General features: G+C 48.4%; 12 protein-coding genes and 1 tRNA gene. 4 read left to right on the top strand and 9 right to left on the bottom strand.

The features are described 5' to 3' along the window. The first annotated feature begins 69 nt into the window (after positions 1–69). The gene (locus ACEPPX_RS08170; protein WP_416623623.1) at positions 70–1,485 is read left to right on the top strand and encodes an alanine/glycine:cation symporter family protein; all 1,416 of its coding nucleotides are present in this window, start codon (positions 70–72) and stop codon (positions 1,483–1,485) included. A gap of 311 nt (positions 1,486–1,796) precedes the next feature. Here the strand turns inward: ACEPPX_RS08170 and ACEPPX_RS08165 are convergent, their stop codons facing one another. The 4 genes from ACEPPX_RS08165 to murJ form a co-directional block, all read right to left on the bottom strand. After that, a complete protein-coding gene (locus ACEPPX_RS08165; RefSeq protein WP_416623622.1) occupies positions 1,797–2,531 on the bottom strand; it encodes a LytR/AlgR family response regulator transcription factor in 735 nt (244 codons plus the stop codon). A 343-nt stretch (positions 2,532–2,874) separates the two neighbouring features. Continuing rightward, positions 2,875–2,951, bottom strand: a tRNA-Met gene (locus ACEPPX_RS08160). Between the two features lie 61 nt (positions 2,952–3,012). Continuing rightward, positions 3,013–4,551 (bottom strand): ABC transporter permease, encoded by a 1,539-nt coding sequence (locus ACEPPX_RS08155; protein ID WP_416623621.1) that lies wholly within the window; start codon positions 4,549–4,551, stop codon positions 3,013–3,015. Between the two features lie 286 nt (positions 4,552–4,837). Beyond that, positions 4,838–6,379 carry a murein biosynthesis integral membrane protein MurJ gene (gene murJ, locus ACEPPX_RS08150; protein WP_416623620.1) on the bottom strand — a complete coding sequence of 514 codons (1,542 nt, stop codon included), beginning with the start codon at positions 6,377–6,379 and terminating at the stop codon, positions 4,838–4,840. Between the two features lie 240 nt (positions 6,380–6,619). On the opposite strand from murJ, the gene luxS reads away from it, so the two are divergent. The 3 genes from luxS (at position 6,620) to ACEPPX_RS08135 (ending at position 10,363) form a co-directional block, all read left to right on the top strand. Further along, on the top strand, positions 6,620–7,126 hold the full coding sequence (luxS, locus tag ACEPPX_RS08145; protein WP_416623678.1) for an S-ribosylhomocysteine lyase: 507 nt from the start codon (positions 6,620–6,622) through the stop codon (positions 7,124–7,126). A 52-nt stretch (positions 7,127–7,178) separates the two neighbouring features. After that, positions 7,179–7,874, top strand: coding sequence for an N-acetylmuramate alpha-1-phosphate uridylyltransferase MurU (gene murU / locus ACEPPX_RS08140; RefSeq protein WP_416623619.1), 696 nt, complete (start codon positions 7,179–7,181; stop codon positions 7,872–7,874). Positions 7,875–8,194: 320 nt separating this feature from the next. Beyond that, positions 8,195–10,363, top strand: a complete 2,169-nt coding sequence (locus tag ACEPPX_RS08135) for a primosomal protein N' (RefSeq protein WP_416623618.1) — start codon at positions 8,195–8,197, stop codon at positions 10,361–10,363. Between the two features lie 78 nt (positions 10,364–10,441). Here ACEPPX_RS08135 and purB read toward each other — a convergent pair whose 3' ends face one another. The 5 genes from purB to ACEPPX_RS08110 form a co-directional block, all read right to left on the bottom strand. Then, positions 10,442–11,812 carry an adenylosuccinate lyase gene (gene purB, locus ACEPPX_RS08130; RefSeq protein ID WP_416623617.1) on the bottom strand — a complete coding sequence of 457 codons (1,371 nt, stop codon included), beginning with the start codon at positions 11,810–11,812 and terminating at the stop codon, positions 10,442–10,444. A gap of 76 nt (positions 11,813–11,888) precedes the next feature. Then, positions 11,889–12,497 (bottom strand): YdcF family protein, encoded by a 609-nt coding sequence (locus ACEPPX_RS08125; RefSeq protein WP_416623616.1) that lies wholly within the window; start codon positions 12,495–12,497, stop codon positions 11,889–11,891. 324 nt (positions 12,498–12,821) lie between these two features. Beyond that, entirely contained in the window at positions 12,822–13,991 is a 1,170-nt protein-coding gene (locus tag ACEPPX_RS08120) for a benzoate/H(+) symporter BenE family transporter (RefSeq protein WP_416623615.1), read from the bottom strand. 110 nt (positions 13,992–14,101) lie between these two features. Continuing rightward, positions 14,102–15,415, bottom strand: coding sequence for an MFS transporter (locus ACEPPX_RS08115; RefSeq protein WP_047760808.1), 1,314 nt, complete (start codon positions 15,413–15,415; stop codon positions 14,102–14,104). A 61-nt stretch (positions 15,416–15,476) separates the two neighbouring features. Continuing rightward, positions 15,477–16,544 carry a LacI family DNA-binding transcriptional regulator gene (locus ACEPPX_RS08110; RefSeq protein ID WP_416623614.1) on the bottom strand — a complete coding sequence of 356 codons (1,068 nt, stop codon included), beginning with the start codon at positions 16,542–16,544 and terminating at the stop codon, positions 15,477–15,479. Positions 16,545–16,828 lie beyond the last annotated feature (284 nt).

The following is a 16,828-nucleotide window of genomic DNA, read 5'->3' as shown; positions in this document are numbered from 1 at the left end:
TACCTATGAATTAAAATAGCGCCTTTCTTTTTACATAATGACAAAAACCGAATCGGAGTTATCTCAAACATGGAACAATTTCACGAACTTATCAATGACCTGAACGGCCCGCTGTGGAACGGTCTGGTATATCTGCTGATCGGTGTCGGCCTATTTTTTACCTTTGCAACAGGTATCGTCCAAATCCGCCTGTTTGGCCGCAGTATTAAAGAAATGCTCGGCGGTCGTTCGGCGGGGGGAGACAAAGGCGGTATCACCCCGTTTCAAGCCTTCGTAACAGGCTTGGCCAGCCGCGTAGGCGTCGGCAATATCGCCGGTGTTGCGATTGCCGTTTCAGTCGGTGGCGCGGGTGCCGTTTTCTGGATGTGGATTACCGCACTTATCGGTATGAGTTCCGCATTCGCAGAATCTTCGTTGGCCCAGCTGTTTAAAATACGTGATCCGCAAACCGGCCAGTTCCGCGGCGGCCCGGCATATTACATTACCCAAGGTATGAAGCAGCACTGGTTGGGCATCGTTTTCGCATTCAGCCTGATCTTGGCGTTCGGCTTTGTTTTCAATGCCGTACAGGCCAACTCTATCGTCGCCGCCACCGAAGCTGCATGGGGCTGGAACAAACATTTGGTCGGTGTTGGCTTAGTGATTTTGACCGCTCCGATTATTTTCGGCGGTATCCGTCGTGTTTCCAAAGTCGCGGAAACCGTGGTACCTGTCATGGCTCTGCTATATTTGATTATGGCGGTTTATGTGATTATTACCAACATATCGGCCGTACCTGCTGTAATCAGCCTGATTTTCTCAAAAGCATTTGATTTCCAAGCGGCAGCAGGCGGCTTTTTAGGGGCGGCGGCGGCGCAAGCCATGATGTTGGGGATTAAACGCGGCCTGTTTTCAAACGAAGCCGGTATGGGCTCGGCACCGAATGCGGCAGCGGCGGCAGATGTCAAACATCCGGTATCCCAAGGTATGATCCAAATGCTGGGCGTGTTTGTGGATACCATGATCGTATGCTCATGTACTGCGTTTATCCTGCTGCTTTCCGATGTACACGGCACCAGCGAACTGAGCGGCGTACAGCTAACCCAAGCCGCTATCGTCAGCCATGTAGGGGCATGGGGAGCAGACTTCTTGGCGGTTTTACTGTTCTTATTCGCCTTTTCTTCTATTATCGGCAACTATGCTTATGCCGAATCCAATATGCAATTCATTAAAAACGGCAAAATGACTTTGGCCGTCTTCCGCATGATTGTATTGACAATGGTATATTTCGGCTCGGTAAACAGCGTACCTTTGGTATGGGATATGGCCGACCTCAGCATGGGTATCATGGCCGTTATTAACTTAGTTGCCATTTTGGCACTTTCACCCTTGGTATTCCTCTTGTTGAAAGACTACACGGCTAAGCTGAAAATGGGTAAAGAGCCGGAATTCAAATTATCCGAACACCCCGGTTTGAAACGCAAAATCAAATCGGATATTTGGTAAATTATTGGCCAGTAAAAAACGCCCGCAGCTTACGGGCGTTTTTTTATTGGTTTTATTCTTAGCAAGCATCAAGACATTTTTCGAAGTTAAACTCCAAGCGACCAAATCCCAACCATACGAGCCACACTGAGCTTTCTAACCCTACGCTTGCAACAGCCAATAAAAATGCCGTCTGAAATTTTTCCAAACGGCATTTCAATCAATTTAAATCTTAACCTGATATTTTTCAGACGGCCTCTTGGTCTGTGGCCAAACAGTCTCATCAGGTTGTATTAAAACAATTTTTCCCAATCGGTTTGGCTTTAACAAACCTACATGCCATGACGCAGAATTCTACGAATTGCCGAAAGCTGTCTGCGGCTAACGGCCAAAGGCTCCGGCACATCCAATACTTTGGCAGCCCAACTGGCATTGGTATCTTCTTCATCACCGCCATCCAACCTAATCAAGCAGTCAAGCGTATGACGGAAGACTAAAGCGTTACGGTGGATACGGATAATTTTCTCACCTAACAACTCTTCCCAATACACCAGCGTTTTCGGCAATTCATAGCATTGTCCATCGCCGGTAAAAAGGAATACGGTTTTTTGCGCGGCCAACAGATATCGTGCCTGTTGCCAAGGAATCTCCACCATCCGCTCACGGCTAAATACTTTGAAATGGGTAAAATCATCCACCTGCTCTTGTATCCGCTCGCTTACACGTGATAATGCAGTTTGCAGGCGTGCGAGCTTGATAGGCTTCAACAGATAATCTGCCGCAGCCAATTCAAAAGCCCTCAACGTATGTTCTTCATAAGCGGTGGTAAAAATAATTTCGGGCTGCTTTTTGGCCAGTCGTTTGATTCTTTCAATAAACTCCAAGCCGTCGATTTCGGGTAAGCCGATATCGGCAAATACGATATCAACTTCATGCATGCTCAGCCAGTCCAATGCCGGACGTGCATGAGAGAAAGTCTTCAGCAACACAACATTACATTCTTCCAGTAATACCCGTAACCGTTCGGAAGCCAGCACTTCATCTTCGACAATTATCGCACTCGGCATAATATGTTATCAATTTTATGGTTATCATCAGGCATATAATATGATGAATACTTTTGCTTATCAATGGAAAATTTCACCCATTTATCAATAAACTACCGAAATTTAGCAATAAAATATTAAAAGTTAAAAATCAATTTGTTTTGCAAATTAAAATATTAACTATCATACTGACTTCATCCAAAAGAGTGTGGCAAAAACTTTGAAAATAGCGGCAAATACCGACACGGATAAAAAATCTGCACACAACTCATCATTAATACAGACTCACTCATATGATCAAATTGTTTGCTCAGAAGAGCAAACAAAGAAAAACCCCAGAATTTTTTCTGGGGTTTTAAAAATTTGGTTGCGGGGGCAGGATTCGAACCTACGACCTTCGGGTTATGAGCCCGACGAGCTACCATGCTGCTCCACCCCGCGTCTGAAGAATGAAAATATACAATAAACATTGTATAGAGTCAAGCATAATTTTATTATTTTTTCAGACGGCCCCATTCTTTTTTTCTGCCGCATCCAAGCCTAAAAATGCCAACAATGCCAAAAGCATTAAGAATAAGGTTAATACCATCGCACGGTCATGATTATCCGCCCCTGCCGTACCTAAGTAATAGTAGATAAGCGTTGTAAGGGTTTGCCATTCCGGGCGAGAGAGAAACAAGGTGGCGGCAAATTCTCCGATGCAGGTAGCCGCCGCCAAAGTCAGTCCCCGGCGCAAAGCAGGTAACAGTAGCGGAATAGTAACAAACCAGGCCGTCTGAAACGGATTCGCCCCCATGCTTCGCGCAGCTGCGGCATAATGAAGCGGCAATCCGTCCCAAGCGGCTAAAACGTCTTTAGTGATAAAGGGATAAGCCAATAAAGCATAAGTAGCGATCAACAACGGTAAGGAAGCGGTCCACTGCGGATACAGCAGCAAAATACCGAACGCCACACAAACAGGCGATACCATAAAAGGCAAAAACGTCAGGCCACGCACCCATACGACTCTTTTAGCCAACCAAGCATGAAACACTCCCAATATTACAGCCAATATCATGGCTGAAAGGGTAAAGCGTAAGGTATTCCATGCTGCACGTAAGGTTTCAGCCTCCAATAAAACCGCCCACGACTCTCCGGCACCGAATACTTGCAAGGCAACGGCAGCCAAAGGTAATACGCAGCAAGCCGCCCAAATGCCTAATGCGGCTGCCAATAACAACCACTGACGCCAACCTTGAGGTGAAACGGGTTGCAATATACGGATGCTTTTCCCGGACGCCGTACGCCTGCTAATCCACGCATACAACCCGCCGGCCAAAGCTGTCACCCCCAACACCAGCCATACCAATACCGAAGCTTCGGCAATATTCAACTCATAAGCAATCAGCTGGTAAATTTCCACTTCTACAGTGGTATAACGACTCCCGCCCAACAACAAAGCCAGCCCGAAGCCTGAAAAACAATAGAGGAAAACCAAGCAGGTACCGCCGGCCAACCATGGTTTCAACACCGGCCACTCCACCGATACGAAACGCTGCCAGGTTCCTGCACCAAGTACGCGCGCGGCTTGCAGCCTTTCTGCCGGTACTTGCAAAAAACCCTGATAAGCAGCCCGCACCAATACCGGCAAATTAAAAAATACATTGCCATACAACAATAAATAGGGCGTATCCTGCCAGCCGGCCCATAAAAGACCATGTGCGCCAAACAAAGCCAATACACCCATGCCCGCCACTAATGTAGGCATCACAAAAGGCAACATTAACAAGCGTAGAACCAGGCTGCGCCCGCGAAATTGAAAGCGCGCCAACACCCACGCCACAGGTATTCCCAAGACTGCCGTCAGTCCACAAGTTAAGGCTGCCTGAAATACCGTCCAACCGATCCGCCAACGGAAATAATCGTCTTCCAGCATTTGCCAAGCCGGCACACTCTGCCCGTAACCGGCCAATGCCAACAAAGGCCCGACAACCATCAGTATCAAAAAACCGACGGGCAGTAATGCGATCAAAAAAGTAGCCGACAATCGGGGAAGCGTCATAAAGACCTCAAAATGATGAATCTTGAAATAGCGTAAAATTACAAACAGCAACCATAAACGATAGCAGGTTTAATATGCGTTAGAAGCGATGCCGGTAAATATGCCCGGCAATATATCGCCCTTTTCAATAAAAATGATTTCGGCATCCTGCCCGAATAGTTATAAATACAGTTTATTTAATATTCAATTACTTGGCTACTGCTTATAAATGGTGTTATAAAACCCTGATAATCTAACAAGGCCGTCTGAAAACTGTTTTCAGACGGCCTTTTTCATACCGATAGTATTACTGCATTTCCGAGCGTTTAAAATGGCGCGGTCTAAAACCGAAAGCAAACAGGGTTCCGAAATACAGCGCCATCCCCAACACAACCAAAGCACCAAGTTGTATCATCTTCTGCATACCGTGTGCGCCCACCCACTGGAACGGCAAGTAGGTTTGTGCCGCCCACAAGCCGCCGCCCATAATCGCAAGCGCAGTGAGTAGTTTCACCAAAAATACTGCCCAACCGGCTCCCGGCTGGTATAACCCTTGCTTACGCAACAATACGTATAATAATGCCGCATTCAAGCATGCGCCCAAACCGATAGCCAAGGCCAGGCCGACATGTTTTAAAGGGCCGATAAAAGCCAAGTTCATCAGCTGCGTAACCACCAAAGTAAAAATGGCTACTTTTACCGGGGTTTTGATGTTTTGGCGCGCATAGAAACCCGGAGCCAATACTTTCACGACAATCATACCCAGCAAGCCGAAAGAATAAGCAATCAGTGCATTTTGCGTCATCACCGCATCATTGAGCGTAAATTCACGATACATAAACAAAGTCGCCACCAACGGAAACGCCAATACCGCCAAAGCCACAGCCGCCGGCATCGCCAACAGCATACACAACCGCAAACCCCAATCGAGCAATGCCGAAAATTCTTTCGTATTATCACTGGCTACGTATTTGGATAAAGTCGGCAGCAGAATCGTACCCAACGCCACGCCCAACACGCCGGTCGGCAACTCCATCAGACGGTCGGCATAATACATCCATGACACGCTGCCCGACTGTAAAAACGAAGCGAAAATAGTGTTAATCACCAAAGAAATCTGTGCCACGCTCACACCCAGCATCGCCGGCGCCATCTGTTTCATCACGCGGTTTACCGCCGCATCTTTAAAATCCAGCTTGGGCATTTTCAAAAAACCGAGTTTGAACAGCCACGGCAGTTGAAACACCAGCTGCAACACGCCGCCGACAAATACCGCCCACGCCAGAGCCATCACGGGCGGGTCGAAATACGGCGCAAACCACAGGGCAAATACGATAAAAGAGATATTTAAAAAAGTAGGCGTAAAGGCAGGAATACTGAACTTATGATAAGTATTCAATACCGACCCTACAAAAGACGACAGAGAAATCAAGAAAATATAAGGGAAAGTAACGCGCAACAGATCAACTGACAAAGCAAACTTATCGGGGTTTGTACGGAAACCCGGTGCAGACGCATAAATTACCCAAGGTGCCGCCAGAATACCGATAGCCGTCACAATCACCAAAATAAACGACAGCATACCCGCCACATGCTGTATGAACGCCCGTGTCGCCTCTTCGGAACGGGTTTGCTTATATTCGGCCAAAATCGGTACAAAGGCCTGCGAAAACGCCCCTTCGGCAAATACACGACGCAACAGATTAGGCAATTTGAACGCCACAAAAAAAGCATCCGTCGCCATGCCCGCACCAAACGCCCGGGCAATAATCGTATCGCGTACAAAACCCAAAATCCGCGACACCATAGTCAAACTGCCGACTCTCGCCAGCGCACCAAGTAGATTCATACGTTCACTTTGAAAATAAACAAATAAAACCGCCGCACAGCTAAAACTGCGGCAAAACCGCCATTATATACCAGCGCCCAAGCTTTGCTCCGCTTTTGCCGCAAGCGTATCTTCCAAACACTCCTGCGGCATAACGGGCAAACCACCCATACCCCATTAAAAAGCAAAAATGTTATGATACGGGCACCGGCAACTAATGCCGGCATATACCCGCACAACCCTATCGAAACAGGAAAAGCCATGCCCTTACTAGACAGCTTCAAAGTAGACCATACCCGTATGCACGCTCCCGCCGTCCGCATTGCCAAAACCATGCAAACGCCCAAGGGTGACAACATTACCGTATACGATTTGCGTTTTTGCGTACCCAATCAAGAAATCCTCTCCGAAAAAGGCATTCATACTTTAGAGCATCTGTTTGCCGGTTTTATGCGCGATCATCTCAACAGCAGCGACGTTGAAATCATCGACATCTCGCCAATGGGCTGCCGCACAGGTTTTTACATGAGCCTGATCGGCACACCCGAAGAAAGCCGGGTAGCCGAAGCATGGCGTGCCTCAATGCAAGACGTACTTGCCGTGCAAAACCAAAACCAGATTCCCGAACTCAACGAATACCAATGCGGCACTTACCAAATGCACTCGCTGTTAGAGGCGCAAAGTATTGCCGAGAAAGTGTTATCAAGCGATATCCGCGTCAATAAAAATGAAGACCTCGAGCTTGACGAAAACTTATTAAACGCCTGATTCGCAATCCCCAAAGGCGGTATCCGAACCCGCCTTTTCCTACGGAGACACCATGAAAGCCATGATTTTGGCCGCCGGTCGCGGAGAGCGTATGCGCCCGCTGACCGACAGCTGCCCCAAACCGCTGCTCAAAGCCGGCGGCGAACCGCTCATCGGTTGGCATCTGCGCCGTCTGAAAGCCGCAGGGTTCGAAGAAATCGTCATCAACCATGCTTGGCTGGGCTACCAAATCGAAGAAGCTTTAGGCAACGGCAGCTCCTACGGCCTCAGCATTACTTATTCTCCCGAAGGCGAAACCGGCCTTGAAACCGCCGGTGGTATTGCCACCGCCTTACCATTGTTGGGAAATACGCCTTTTTTGGTGGTTAACGGCGATGTGATGACCGACATTGATTTCAGCACCGCTTTTTCTGCCGCAGAAGCCTTACAGGAACAAGGGAAATCAGCACATTTATGGCTGGTAGACAATCCGCCACACAATCCGAACGGTGATTTTTCCCTACAGGAAGACGGCAGTGTCCTATCTCACAGCGACAGCGGTACAGCTCTAACGTTCAGCGGCATGGGCGTATACAGCCCGGCTTTATTTACCGACACTCCGCCGCGCCAAGCTGCCAAACTTGCTCCGTTGCTGCGTAACACCATGAATCAGGGGCTGGTATCGGGCGAGCACCACCACGGCTTGTGGCTGGATGTAGGTACGGTCGAGCGTTTGGCCGAGGCTGACAAACTGGCGCAAGGCTGGTAGCAAACATCGGGGCCGTCTGAAAAATATCCGCATTATCGGTAACCAATGGTGTTGATGATTACGCATCATAATATCTATAGCCAACCCCGAAAAAATTGCAGAAAACGTTCAGACGGCCTCTGCACATAAGCACAAGATAAAAAGCCGTCTGAAATAACGTTACAGATAAATACGGTAACTTAGATAATTCGAACATATTCTTTCAGACGGCCTTCAAAACCATACATGCCAACCAAGCCTTAACGTATAAAATTTGCCCGTTTCCCCATCCGTATTTCAAGAAACTATAAAACGCTTCTGCCGCTATAAAGTATAACCACATGATTTATCATCATATTGCCGTCAACACCCCGTTTGGCGGCGGTCTTATCACCTACCGCCACCCCGTTACCCTTGCGGCGGGTACGCGCGTTGCCGTCAGGTTCAACCACAAGCGGCAGGTTGGCATTGTTTGGGCAAGCGGTATCGAATGTGATTTGCCGCCTGAAAAAATATTGGCGGTAGAAGAAGTCTTCGAAAACGAAGCCTTACTGCCTGAGAGCTGGCGACAGCTGCTGGCCTTTACTGCCCGTTATTATCATTATCCGCTCGGGCAAGCCGTTTTTGCCGCACTACCGCAAGGTTTGAAAGAAACCAAAGCCGTAGTCCAACCTGAACCGCCCGTGTTTTACACACTTAACGAAGCAGGCCGGCGCCAAGAAGCGCCGCCCGGCCGATACCATAAAAAGCGCGCGCTATGGCAAGCCCTGCAAAACGGTAGCGTCGATACCGCCGCCTTAAAAAAAATCCATTCGGAAGCGGGCAAACTGCTGGCACAATGGCAGAAGGAAGGCTGGATAACATCGGTACCGCTGGAGACACCGTCACTCAAGCCGTCTGCACACATCTTAAATCCGGCGCAACAGCAAGCCGCCCACGCCATTGAATCGGCTTTTGGCGGTTTTCAGCCGTTTTTACTTTACGGCATCACAGGCAGTGGTAAAACCGAAGTTTACTTCGATGCCATGGCAAAAATTCTGGCATTGGGCAAACAAGTTCTATTTCTGCTACCCGAAATCAACCTTACCCCCCAACTGCTCAAGCGGGTGGCCCAACGCTTCGGCGAAGTACCCACAGCCGTACTGCACAGCCAAACCGCAGCAGGCAAGCGCACGCAAGACTATCTGCGCGCCCTCACGGGCGAAGCCAAACTGATTATCGGCACCCGCTTGGCAGTATTCACGCCGCTGCTAGAATTAGGCCTGATTGTGGTAGACGAAGAACACGATGGCTCGTTCAAGCAAGATAACGAATTGCGCTATCATGCCCGTGATTTGGCGGTTTGGCGGGCGCAACAAGCAGGCTGCCCGATTGTATTGGGCAGTGCCACCCCCTCTCTCGAGAGTTGGCATAAGGCGCAAAACGGCAACTACCGCCTGCTTGAGTTGGCCGAACGCGCCCACAACGCGGCACAACCGCCGCAAGTACAGATTTTGGATGTACGCCGTCTGAAACTGGATAACGGCTTTTCGGAGCCGGCTTTGAAGCTGCTGCAAAACAATTTCCGCCAAGGCGGGATGTCACTGGTTTACCTCAACCGTCGCGGCTTTGCCCCTGCTTTGTTTTGCGGCGACTGCGGCCATACTTTCGGCTGTCCGCGCTGTTCGGCAAAAATGGTCTTACACCAGCGCGCGCACCAATTACGCTGCCATCATTGTGATTACCGCCAAGCCGTACCGCATCACTGTCCCGAATGCGGCAACCAAGATCTGACTGCTGTCGGCCACGGCACCCAACGTGTCGAAGAAACCTTGCGCCGCGCCCTGCCTTCGGCAGCTATTGAGCGGGTGGATAGAGACAGTACCGCCAATAAAAACGATTGGCAGTCTCTCTATCAGCGTATTGCCGGTAATGAAATCGACATTCTGGTCGGTACGCAAATGCTAGCCAAAGGCCACGATTTCGCACGACTGAATTTGGTAATCGTATTAAACGCGGACGGCAGCCTGTATAGTGCGGACTTTCGCGCACCGGAGCGGCTATTTGCCGAACTGATGCAAGTTTCCGGGCGGGCAGGCAGAGCTGAAGCCGCAGGCAAAGTGCTGATTCAAACCCAACTGCCCGAACATGCTGTTTTCAAAGCCGTTTGCTCGCAAAGCTACCGCGATTTCGCCGACAAGGAGCTTGCCGAACGCAGCCTGTTCGCTATGCCGCCCTACGGGTTTCAAGCCGCTATTCGTGCAGATGCCGCGCAAATGCAAGATACCGCCGACTTTCTGAACGATATTAAAAACACCCTTGCCCCGCTGCTTCCTGCCGATGTTTCCCAACTCGGCGCCGTCCCGATGAGTATGGCGCGCTTGGCCGAACGGGAACGTGCCCAATTGTTTTTGGAAAGCCCTTCCCGCAAAGCCCTTCACCAAGCAGTCAGCCTGTGGGTACAAATGCTGCAACAATACAAAGGCTCTCAGATACGGTGGTCGGTGGATATTGATCCGGCAGAAATGTAGTATGCGCTATCATACAAATATGCCGTCTGAAAATTATTTTTCAGACGGCATATTTTCACTTGTTTTAATGACCAAACATTAAATACGCTTTGCCAATTCTTCGGCTTTACCCACATAAAGCGCAGGTGTTAATGCCAATAATGCGGCTTTTGCTTCGGCCGGGATATCTAACGATTCGACAAACACTTTCAACACTTCGGGCGTAATGCCGTCTTTACCGCGGGTAAGGTCTTTCAGTTTTTCATACGGATTGGCCACACCATAGCGGCGCATCACGGTTTGGATCGGCTCGGCCAACAGCTCCCAAGTGGCATCCAAATCGGCAACCAAAGCGGTGGGATTGGCCTCGAGTTTGTTCAAGCCGCGCAGATGTGCGCTGAACCCCAGCACCGAGTAACCGACACCCACGCCCATATTGCGTAAAACGGTACTGTCGGTCAAATCACGCTGCCAGCGCGAAACGGGCAGTTTCTCCGCCAAAAAGCCCAATACGGCATTGGCCATACCCAAATTGCCTTCGGAGTTTTCAAAGTCAATCGGATTAACTTTATGCGGCATGGTAGAAGAGCCAACCTCGCCCGCTTTGACTTTCTGCTTGAAATAGCCCAAAGAGATATAGCCCCAAACATCGCGGTTGAAATCAATCAGAATCGTGTTGATGCGACTGAGGGTTTGGAAAAATTCGGCCATGTAGTCGTGCGGCTCGATTTGGATAGTGTAAGGGTTGAATGTCAAACCCAAACCGGATTCTACAAAATTACGACAATGCACTTCCCAATCCACATCGGGGTAAGCCACCATATGGGCATTATAGTTGCCTACCGCCCCATTGATTTTGCCCAAAAATTCTTGTGCTTGAAGCGATTGGATTTGACGCTGCAAACGATAGACTACGTTGGCGATTTCCTTACCGAGCGTGGTTGGCGTGGCGGGCTGACCGTGGGTACGGCTCATCATCGGCACGGTAGCCAAATCATGCGCCATTTGCGTGAGCTTGCCGGTAATTTCGCCCAACTGCGGCAGCAATACGGTTTCACGGGCTTCTTGCAGCATCAAAGCATGGGACAGATTATTGATGTCTTCGCTAGTACAGGCAAAATGGATGAACTCACTCACGGCAGCCACTTCGGGGACACCCGAAAAGCGCTCTTTCAACCAGTATTCAATCGCTTTAACATCGTGATTGGTAGTCGCCTCAATAGCTTTTACCGCAGCAGCGTCTTCCAATGAAAAACCGGCAATCACTTCATCGATTTCTTTAATGGTGAAATCACTGAATGCCGGCACTTCGGTAATTTTCGGCTCGGCAGCCAATGCCTTGAGCCAGCTTAATTCAACTTTGACACGGGCTTTCATCAAGCCGTATTCGGAAAAAATCGGACGCAGGCTTTCTACGGATTTGGCATAGCGGCCGTCAAGCGGTGATAAAGCGGAAATGGGATTGATCATGTGGGATATCCTTCTATAAGGCCAAAAGGTCGCAATAACCGCTGATTATACATCAAGCTGCTTTCAGACGGCATGTTCAATAACGCCCCAATAAACCGTTTTTCACAATTGCCGCAGCTTCTCGCGTCAGGTCAAAAAGATAGGTTTGAAAATCGGGATAACAATAACTGCCGGAATACAGTTGGATATCCTTCCCGGGCCATTGCGCGCGTGCCAACCACTGCGAACGTTTGAGATGAAAGCCGTTACTCACCAGTATTACGCTGTGATCCTCCCAAATCAGCGGCGTACTGTATAGGATGTTTTCATAAGTGGTAGAAGAGCGGGTTTCCATTTTGATTTTTTCGGCAGAAACTCCCATACGCACAGCCAAATCACGCATCACTTCGGCTCCGACCACATGATCCCGACTCATGCCGCCCGACATAACCAGACGCTCTACTTTACCCGCCTTCAACAACTCCACGCCTGCCTCTACGCGGGAAACCAAACACGGATTGAGTTTTCCGCCCGGATAAGCCAGCGTACTGAGTACCACTGCCGAATCGGCATGGCGCAATACTTCTACCGGTTTGCGCGCTTGGCGGACATCGGTATAAACCACCCATGCAAACAAGAGCAACCCCGCCGATAAAGGTACGGCCAGTAAACACAATAAGATTTTTTTCAAAGAAAATCGTTTCAAAAGCATAAATCCTGCTGCAACATTTAATTATATGAAAATTATCAGGCAATAAAATGCCGGAGATGTTCGCCAAAATGGGTAAAAGAATGTTATGCAAACAACACCCGCCAGCCTGAGGTGATAATGATCAAAGTTATTCAACCACAACCATTGGTCTAATTTTATTAATAGTGCATGTATAAAACCGAGGCCGTCTGAATCTGTTTCAGACGGCCTCTGATAACTATAAGTAATATTTTTTACCCTATCCGGGCTATCGGGCGAGAACCTGCATAATCATAACCAACCTCAATGATCATGCCCCGCCCGTATTTTAAAGCCAACTTAACGCACCGCCGTTTTGCGGTTTAGATGGTAAACCGCCGCACCCAACACCAGCCCCCAAAATGCGCTGCCGATACCGAAAAGCGTCATCCCCGAAGCAGAAGCAAGCATGGTAATCAAAGAGGCCTCACGCGTAGTTTCATCCTGCCAGGCACCGACCAAATTGGCCAGCAACGTACCGAAAATGGAAATACCTGCCAAAGCAGCCAATAATTCGGGAGGCAAGGCACTAAACAAAGCCACCACCATACCGCCTGCCGCGCCCAAAATCAAATATAGCACTCCCAACCACACATTAGCCAAATAACGTTTGGCAGGATCTTTATCCACATCGCTACCCATGCATATAGCCGAGCTGATGGCTGCCAAATTCACCATAAATACGCCCAAGGGTGCCAACAATGTCGTTGCCGCCGCACTGCTGCTGATTAGGGGTTTGGCTGGTGTGTCATAACCATAGCTGCGTAAAATCGCCATTCCCGGCAAATTTTGCGTCGCCAATGCGGCAATAAAAAGCGGCAAACCGATACTGATCATATGCCCGAAGTGGAACTCAGGCGTTACCCACTCCAACACGGGCGGCTGCCACTGTAACATCCAGGTATTGATCATTCCCTGCCAAGCGGCATAACCGAACCCCACCAGCAGCATAAGCAAAATACTGTAGCGCGGCATACGGATTTTCGCCAACAGATATACCGCCAACATCAACAACACTAAAATAGTTTGCCCCTGCATGGCAGTAAAAACACGACTGCCGAAATTCATCAGAATACCGGCCAACATTGCAGAAGCTAAGGTCGGTGGTACCAGCCGTACCAAACGATCAAACCAGCCACTGGCCGATACCAGCCACATCAAAGCTCCGGCAAATATAAAGCCCGTTACCGCATGCGGCAGCGAGATACCCGATAAACCTGCCATCACAGCTGCTCCGGGCGTACACCATGCAATCATTACCGGCACACGGTAACGCAGGCTTAGTGTTAAAGTCAGCACACCGCAAGCCAAGGCAATAGCCGTAAACCAAGAAATAATTTGGCTACCACTGGCACCCAATGCCTGTGCCGCCTGAAAAATGATCACCGCACTACTACCGTATGAAACCAACACGGCGGCAATTGCAGCGGCAAAATAAGAAGGAGAGAAAATAGATACTGGCGGTTTCATAAGCAGACCGACAAAAAATCTATTTATAACATAATTTAACTTACCCTTAGATAAAGGCCGTCTGAAAAATTAATTTTCAGACGGCCTGTTTATATCTATCTACAAAAATATTATGCAGCGGCAGCTTTCTGACGTGTTTGTATCGTCATGGTTACCATAGCCGCAATCAGCATCAGCACACCGGCGAACATCAACGCATTTGTGGGGTTAGTACCAAGGAGATGACGGTAAATCCACCCAAAGGTAACGGTTTCAATCAGCATAGGAATTACAATCATCATATTGATGATGCCCATATATACGCCATAACGCTCTTTCGGCACTTCTGCCACGGCGATCAGGAAAGGCACGGCCATAATACTTGCCCACGCTATACCAAAACCTATCATCGGAATAAACAACAGATATTTGTTGGTAATGTGCGGGAAGATAAGCAGTGCGGCACCAGCCAGAGAAATCGCAAAAGCATGTACGACTTTAGCCGGATATTTGCGCGCCAGCCACATCAAACCGAATGCAGAAATAAAAGTAACAATGTTGTAAAAACCGTTTACTAACCCGGTCCACCCCACAGCCTGTTCGTACAGTACCTTATCAGAAGGCAAAGCGCCCCACACCGATTTGGCAATACTGTGGGTTACATATTGCCAGTAAATAAACATCGCATACCACTGGAACAAATATACAGAAGCCAACTGCCACAAAGGTTTGGGCATTTCTTTGATAGCGGTTCCAATCTCTTTGACAGCGGGTAATAATCCCTTCGGTTTGGCTCGCATAGCTGCTAATTCTTCTTCACTAGGCTTGTTTTCCGGTGTTGTGAATACGGAAATCAAAATAGAACCAATCGAGCAAACCGCGCCGACATAGAATGAGCCGAATACCCAATAAGGAATACCGGATTCCGTCGTCCCCCCGATAAATTGTTGGAAAAAATATAGGGAAACATTGGCCAAAGTGATACCAAGCCCGGTAAATACACTCTGCATCAAAAAACCGGTCGGCTGTTGGTTTGCAGGCAGCTTATCGGCGATAAAGGCGCGGTAAGGCTCCATTGCAGTGTTGTTACTGATATCCAACATCCACAGCAACAAAACCGCCATCCACAACGCAGTAACATGCGGATAGAAAAACAGACACAAACTGCAACCTATTGCGCCAATAAGAAAATAAGGCCGCCGCCGCCCCAGGCCGTTAATCCAAGTACGGTCGCTGAGTGCGCCGATAATCGGCTGTACAATCAAGCCCGTTACAGGCCCTGCCATATGAAGTAGCGGAATAGAACCCGGATCTGCATTTAAAAAACTGAATACCGGCGTGATAGCCGTCTGTTGCAAGCCGAAACTATATTGAATACCGAAAAAACCAAAGTTCATCAACATAATCTGCCGCAGCGTCATGCTTAGGCGTTGATCGATTCTCATTTTATAACTCTCCTCAAATTGCTTGAAGCATTGGTTCGGCTTGTACAGTATACGGGCCGACCTAACCTTTTACGGTTCTGCTACCGCCTTTCGAATTCGGTAATACAGAAGACCGCCATACTACCGATCCTCTTACAGCTACGGACCCAACTGCACCCGGTGTCTCGGTTTGTATTTGCTGCAGCAATAAAGCAGCTGCCTGCTCCCCCATTTGCACATAAGGCAACTCCGCCGTAGTTAACGGCGGAAATAACATTTCGGTAATCGACTTCTGATCGTCATAACCTGTGATTGAGATATCTTCGGGAACTTTCAAACCACGTGTACGCAAAATACCGTAGGCCCGCAAAGCCATCTCATCATTACCACAGCACAATACCGTAGGCGGTTCCGCAAGCGACAAAACACGTTCAATTGCCGCCTGCAAATCCTCACTACGGTTTTGTGCATCAGGATAACCTGCCACAATCAGGCTCTCATCTGACCCGATACCAGCCTCAAGCAAAGCATCACCGTAGCCGGCCACCCGCAAACGGGTTGCAACAACATCCGGCGGCAAAGTCAAATACGCAATGCGGCGGTGCCCTTGGTTTAACAATTCGCGCGTCAACAGATACTGACCGTAACGGTCATCGGGAATCACCGCTGGAGTTCCCTCATCATCGAAGCAGTTCAATAGAACAATTGGGTACTTGCCTGAAATTTTCGGCAAGTCTACCCTTTGGTGTGAACCGGCTACATAAAGTATGCCTTCTGCCCGATACTGTAAAAAAGTACGGATTAAGTGCTCGACTTGCTCCGATTTCCCGCCCGTATCGGCAATCATCAATATTTTACCTGCAGCCGCCATTACTTTTTGGGCACCCTGTATCAAAAACATATCCGGCAAACCACCAGAGGTAATTTCCTCGGACGGCCTTGAAATCGCACCTGTAATCAAACCAACCAAACCTGAATTTTTAGAGCGCATTGTTCGAGCGGCGGAAGAAGGAATATAGCCAAGCTCAACCATGGCCCGGCGTACTGACGCCTGCGTCTTATCACGCACTGCAGCATCTTGATTTAATACCCTGCTAACAGTTTTAGGAGAAACACCTGCCAAGCGCGCAACATCATAAATCGTAACCATTTTTATGAGCTATTAGTTATATTGAATAAGATTAACAGCAGCGTATCACAAAAATGACATCGGTGTCATATAATTATTTAAAAAAATTCAAAAATATTTCACTTACCAAAAATAACTCTCAATAATAAATAACCTATTGAGAATTAATTTATTTATTAAATAATTTATCTTATTTCTTTATTATCAATCTGAATTTATAAAATACAGCTATTTTCATTTATTAAAATAAAATTTAATAAAACCTCCGAAAAACCATTGAAATTACCTAAACACTTGCAAATATA

The organism is Neisseria sp. S1 (genome assembly GCF_048060015.1).
Classification (GTDB): domain Bacteria; phylum Pseudomonadota; class Gammaproteobacteria; order Burkholderiales; family Neisseriaceae; genus Neisseria; species Neisseria arctica.
Note: the sequence above shows the minus strand (reverse complement) of the source record. Positions and strands in the feature narration are given on the sequence as shown.

Coding starts and splice junctions, on each gene's coding strand:
- ACEPPX_RS08170 (WP_416623623.1), top strand. CDS start 70: ATGGAACAATTTCACGAACTTATCAATGACCTGAACGGCCCGCTGTGG.
- ACEPPX_RS08165 (WP_416623622.1), bottom strand. CDS start 2,531: ATGCCGAGTGCGATAATTGTCGAAGATGAAGTGCTGGCTTCCGAACGG.
- ACEPPX_RS08155 (WP_416623621.1), bottom strand. CDS start 4,551: ATGACGCTTCCCCGATTGTCGGCTACTTTTTTGATCGCATTACTGCCC.
- murJ (WP_416623620.1), bottom strand. CDS start 6,379: ATGAATCTACTTGGTGCGCTGGCGAGAGTCGGCAGTTTGACTATGGTG.
- luxS (WP_416623678.1), top strand. CDS start 6,620: ATGCCCTTACTAGACAGCTTCAAAGTAGACCATACCCGTATGCACGCT.
- murU (WP_416623619.1), top strand. CDS start 7,179: ATGAAAGCCATGATTTTGGCCGCCGGTCGCGGAGAGCGTATGCGCCCG.
- ACEPPX_RS08135 (WP_416623618.1), top strand. CDS start 8,195: ATGATTTATCATCATATTGCCGTCAACACCCCGTTTGGCGGCGGTCTT.
- purB (WP_416623617.1), bottom strand. CDS start 11,812: ATGATCAATCCCATTTCCGCTTTATCACCGCTTGACGGCCGCTATGCC.
- ACEPPX_RS08120 (WP_416623615.1), bottom strand. CDS start 13,991: ATGAAACCGCCAGTATCTATTTTCTCTCCTTCTTATTTTGCCGCTGCA.
- ACEPPX_RS08115 (WP_047760808.1), bottom strand. CDS start 15,415: ATGAGAATCGATCAACGCCTAAGCATGACGCTGCGGCAGATTATGTTG.
- ACEPPX_RS08110 (WP_416623614.1), bottom strand. CDS start 16,544: ATGGTTACGATTTATGATGTTGCGCGCTTGGCAGGTGTTTCTCCTAAA.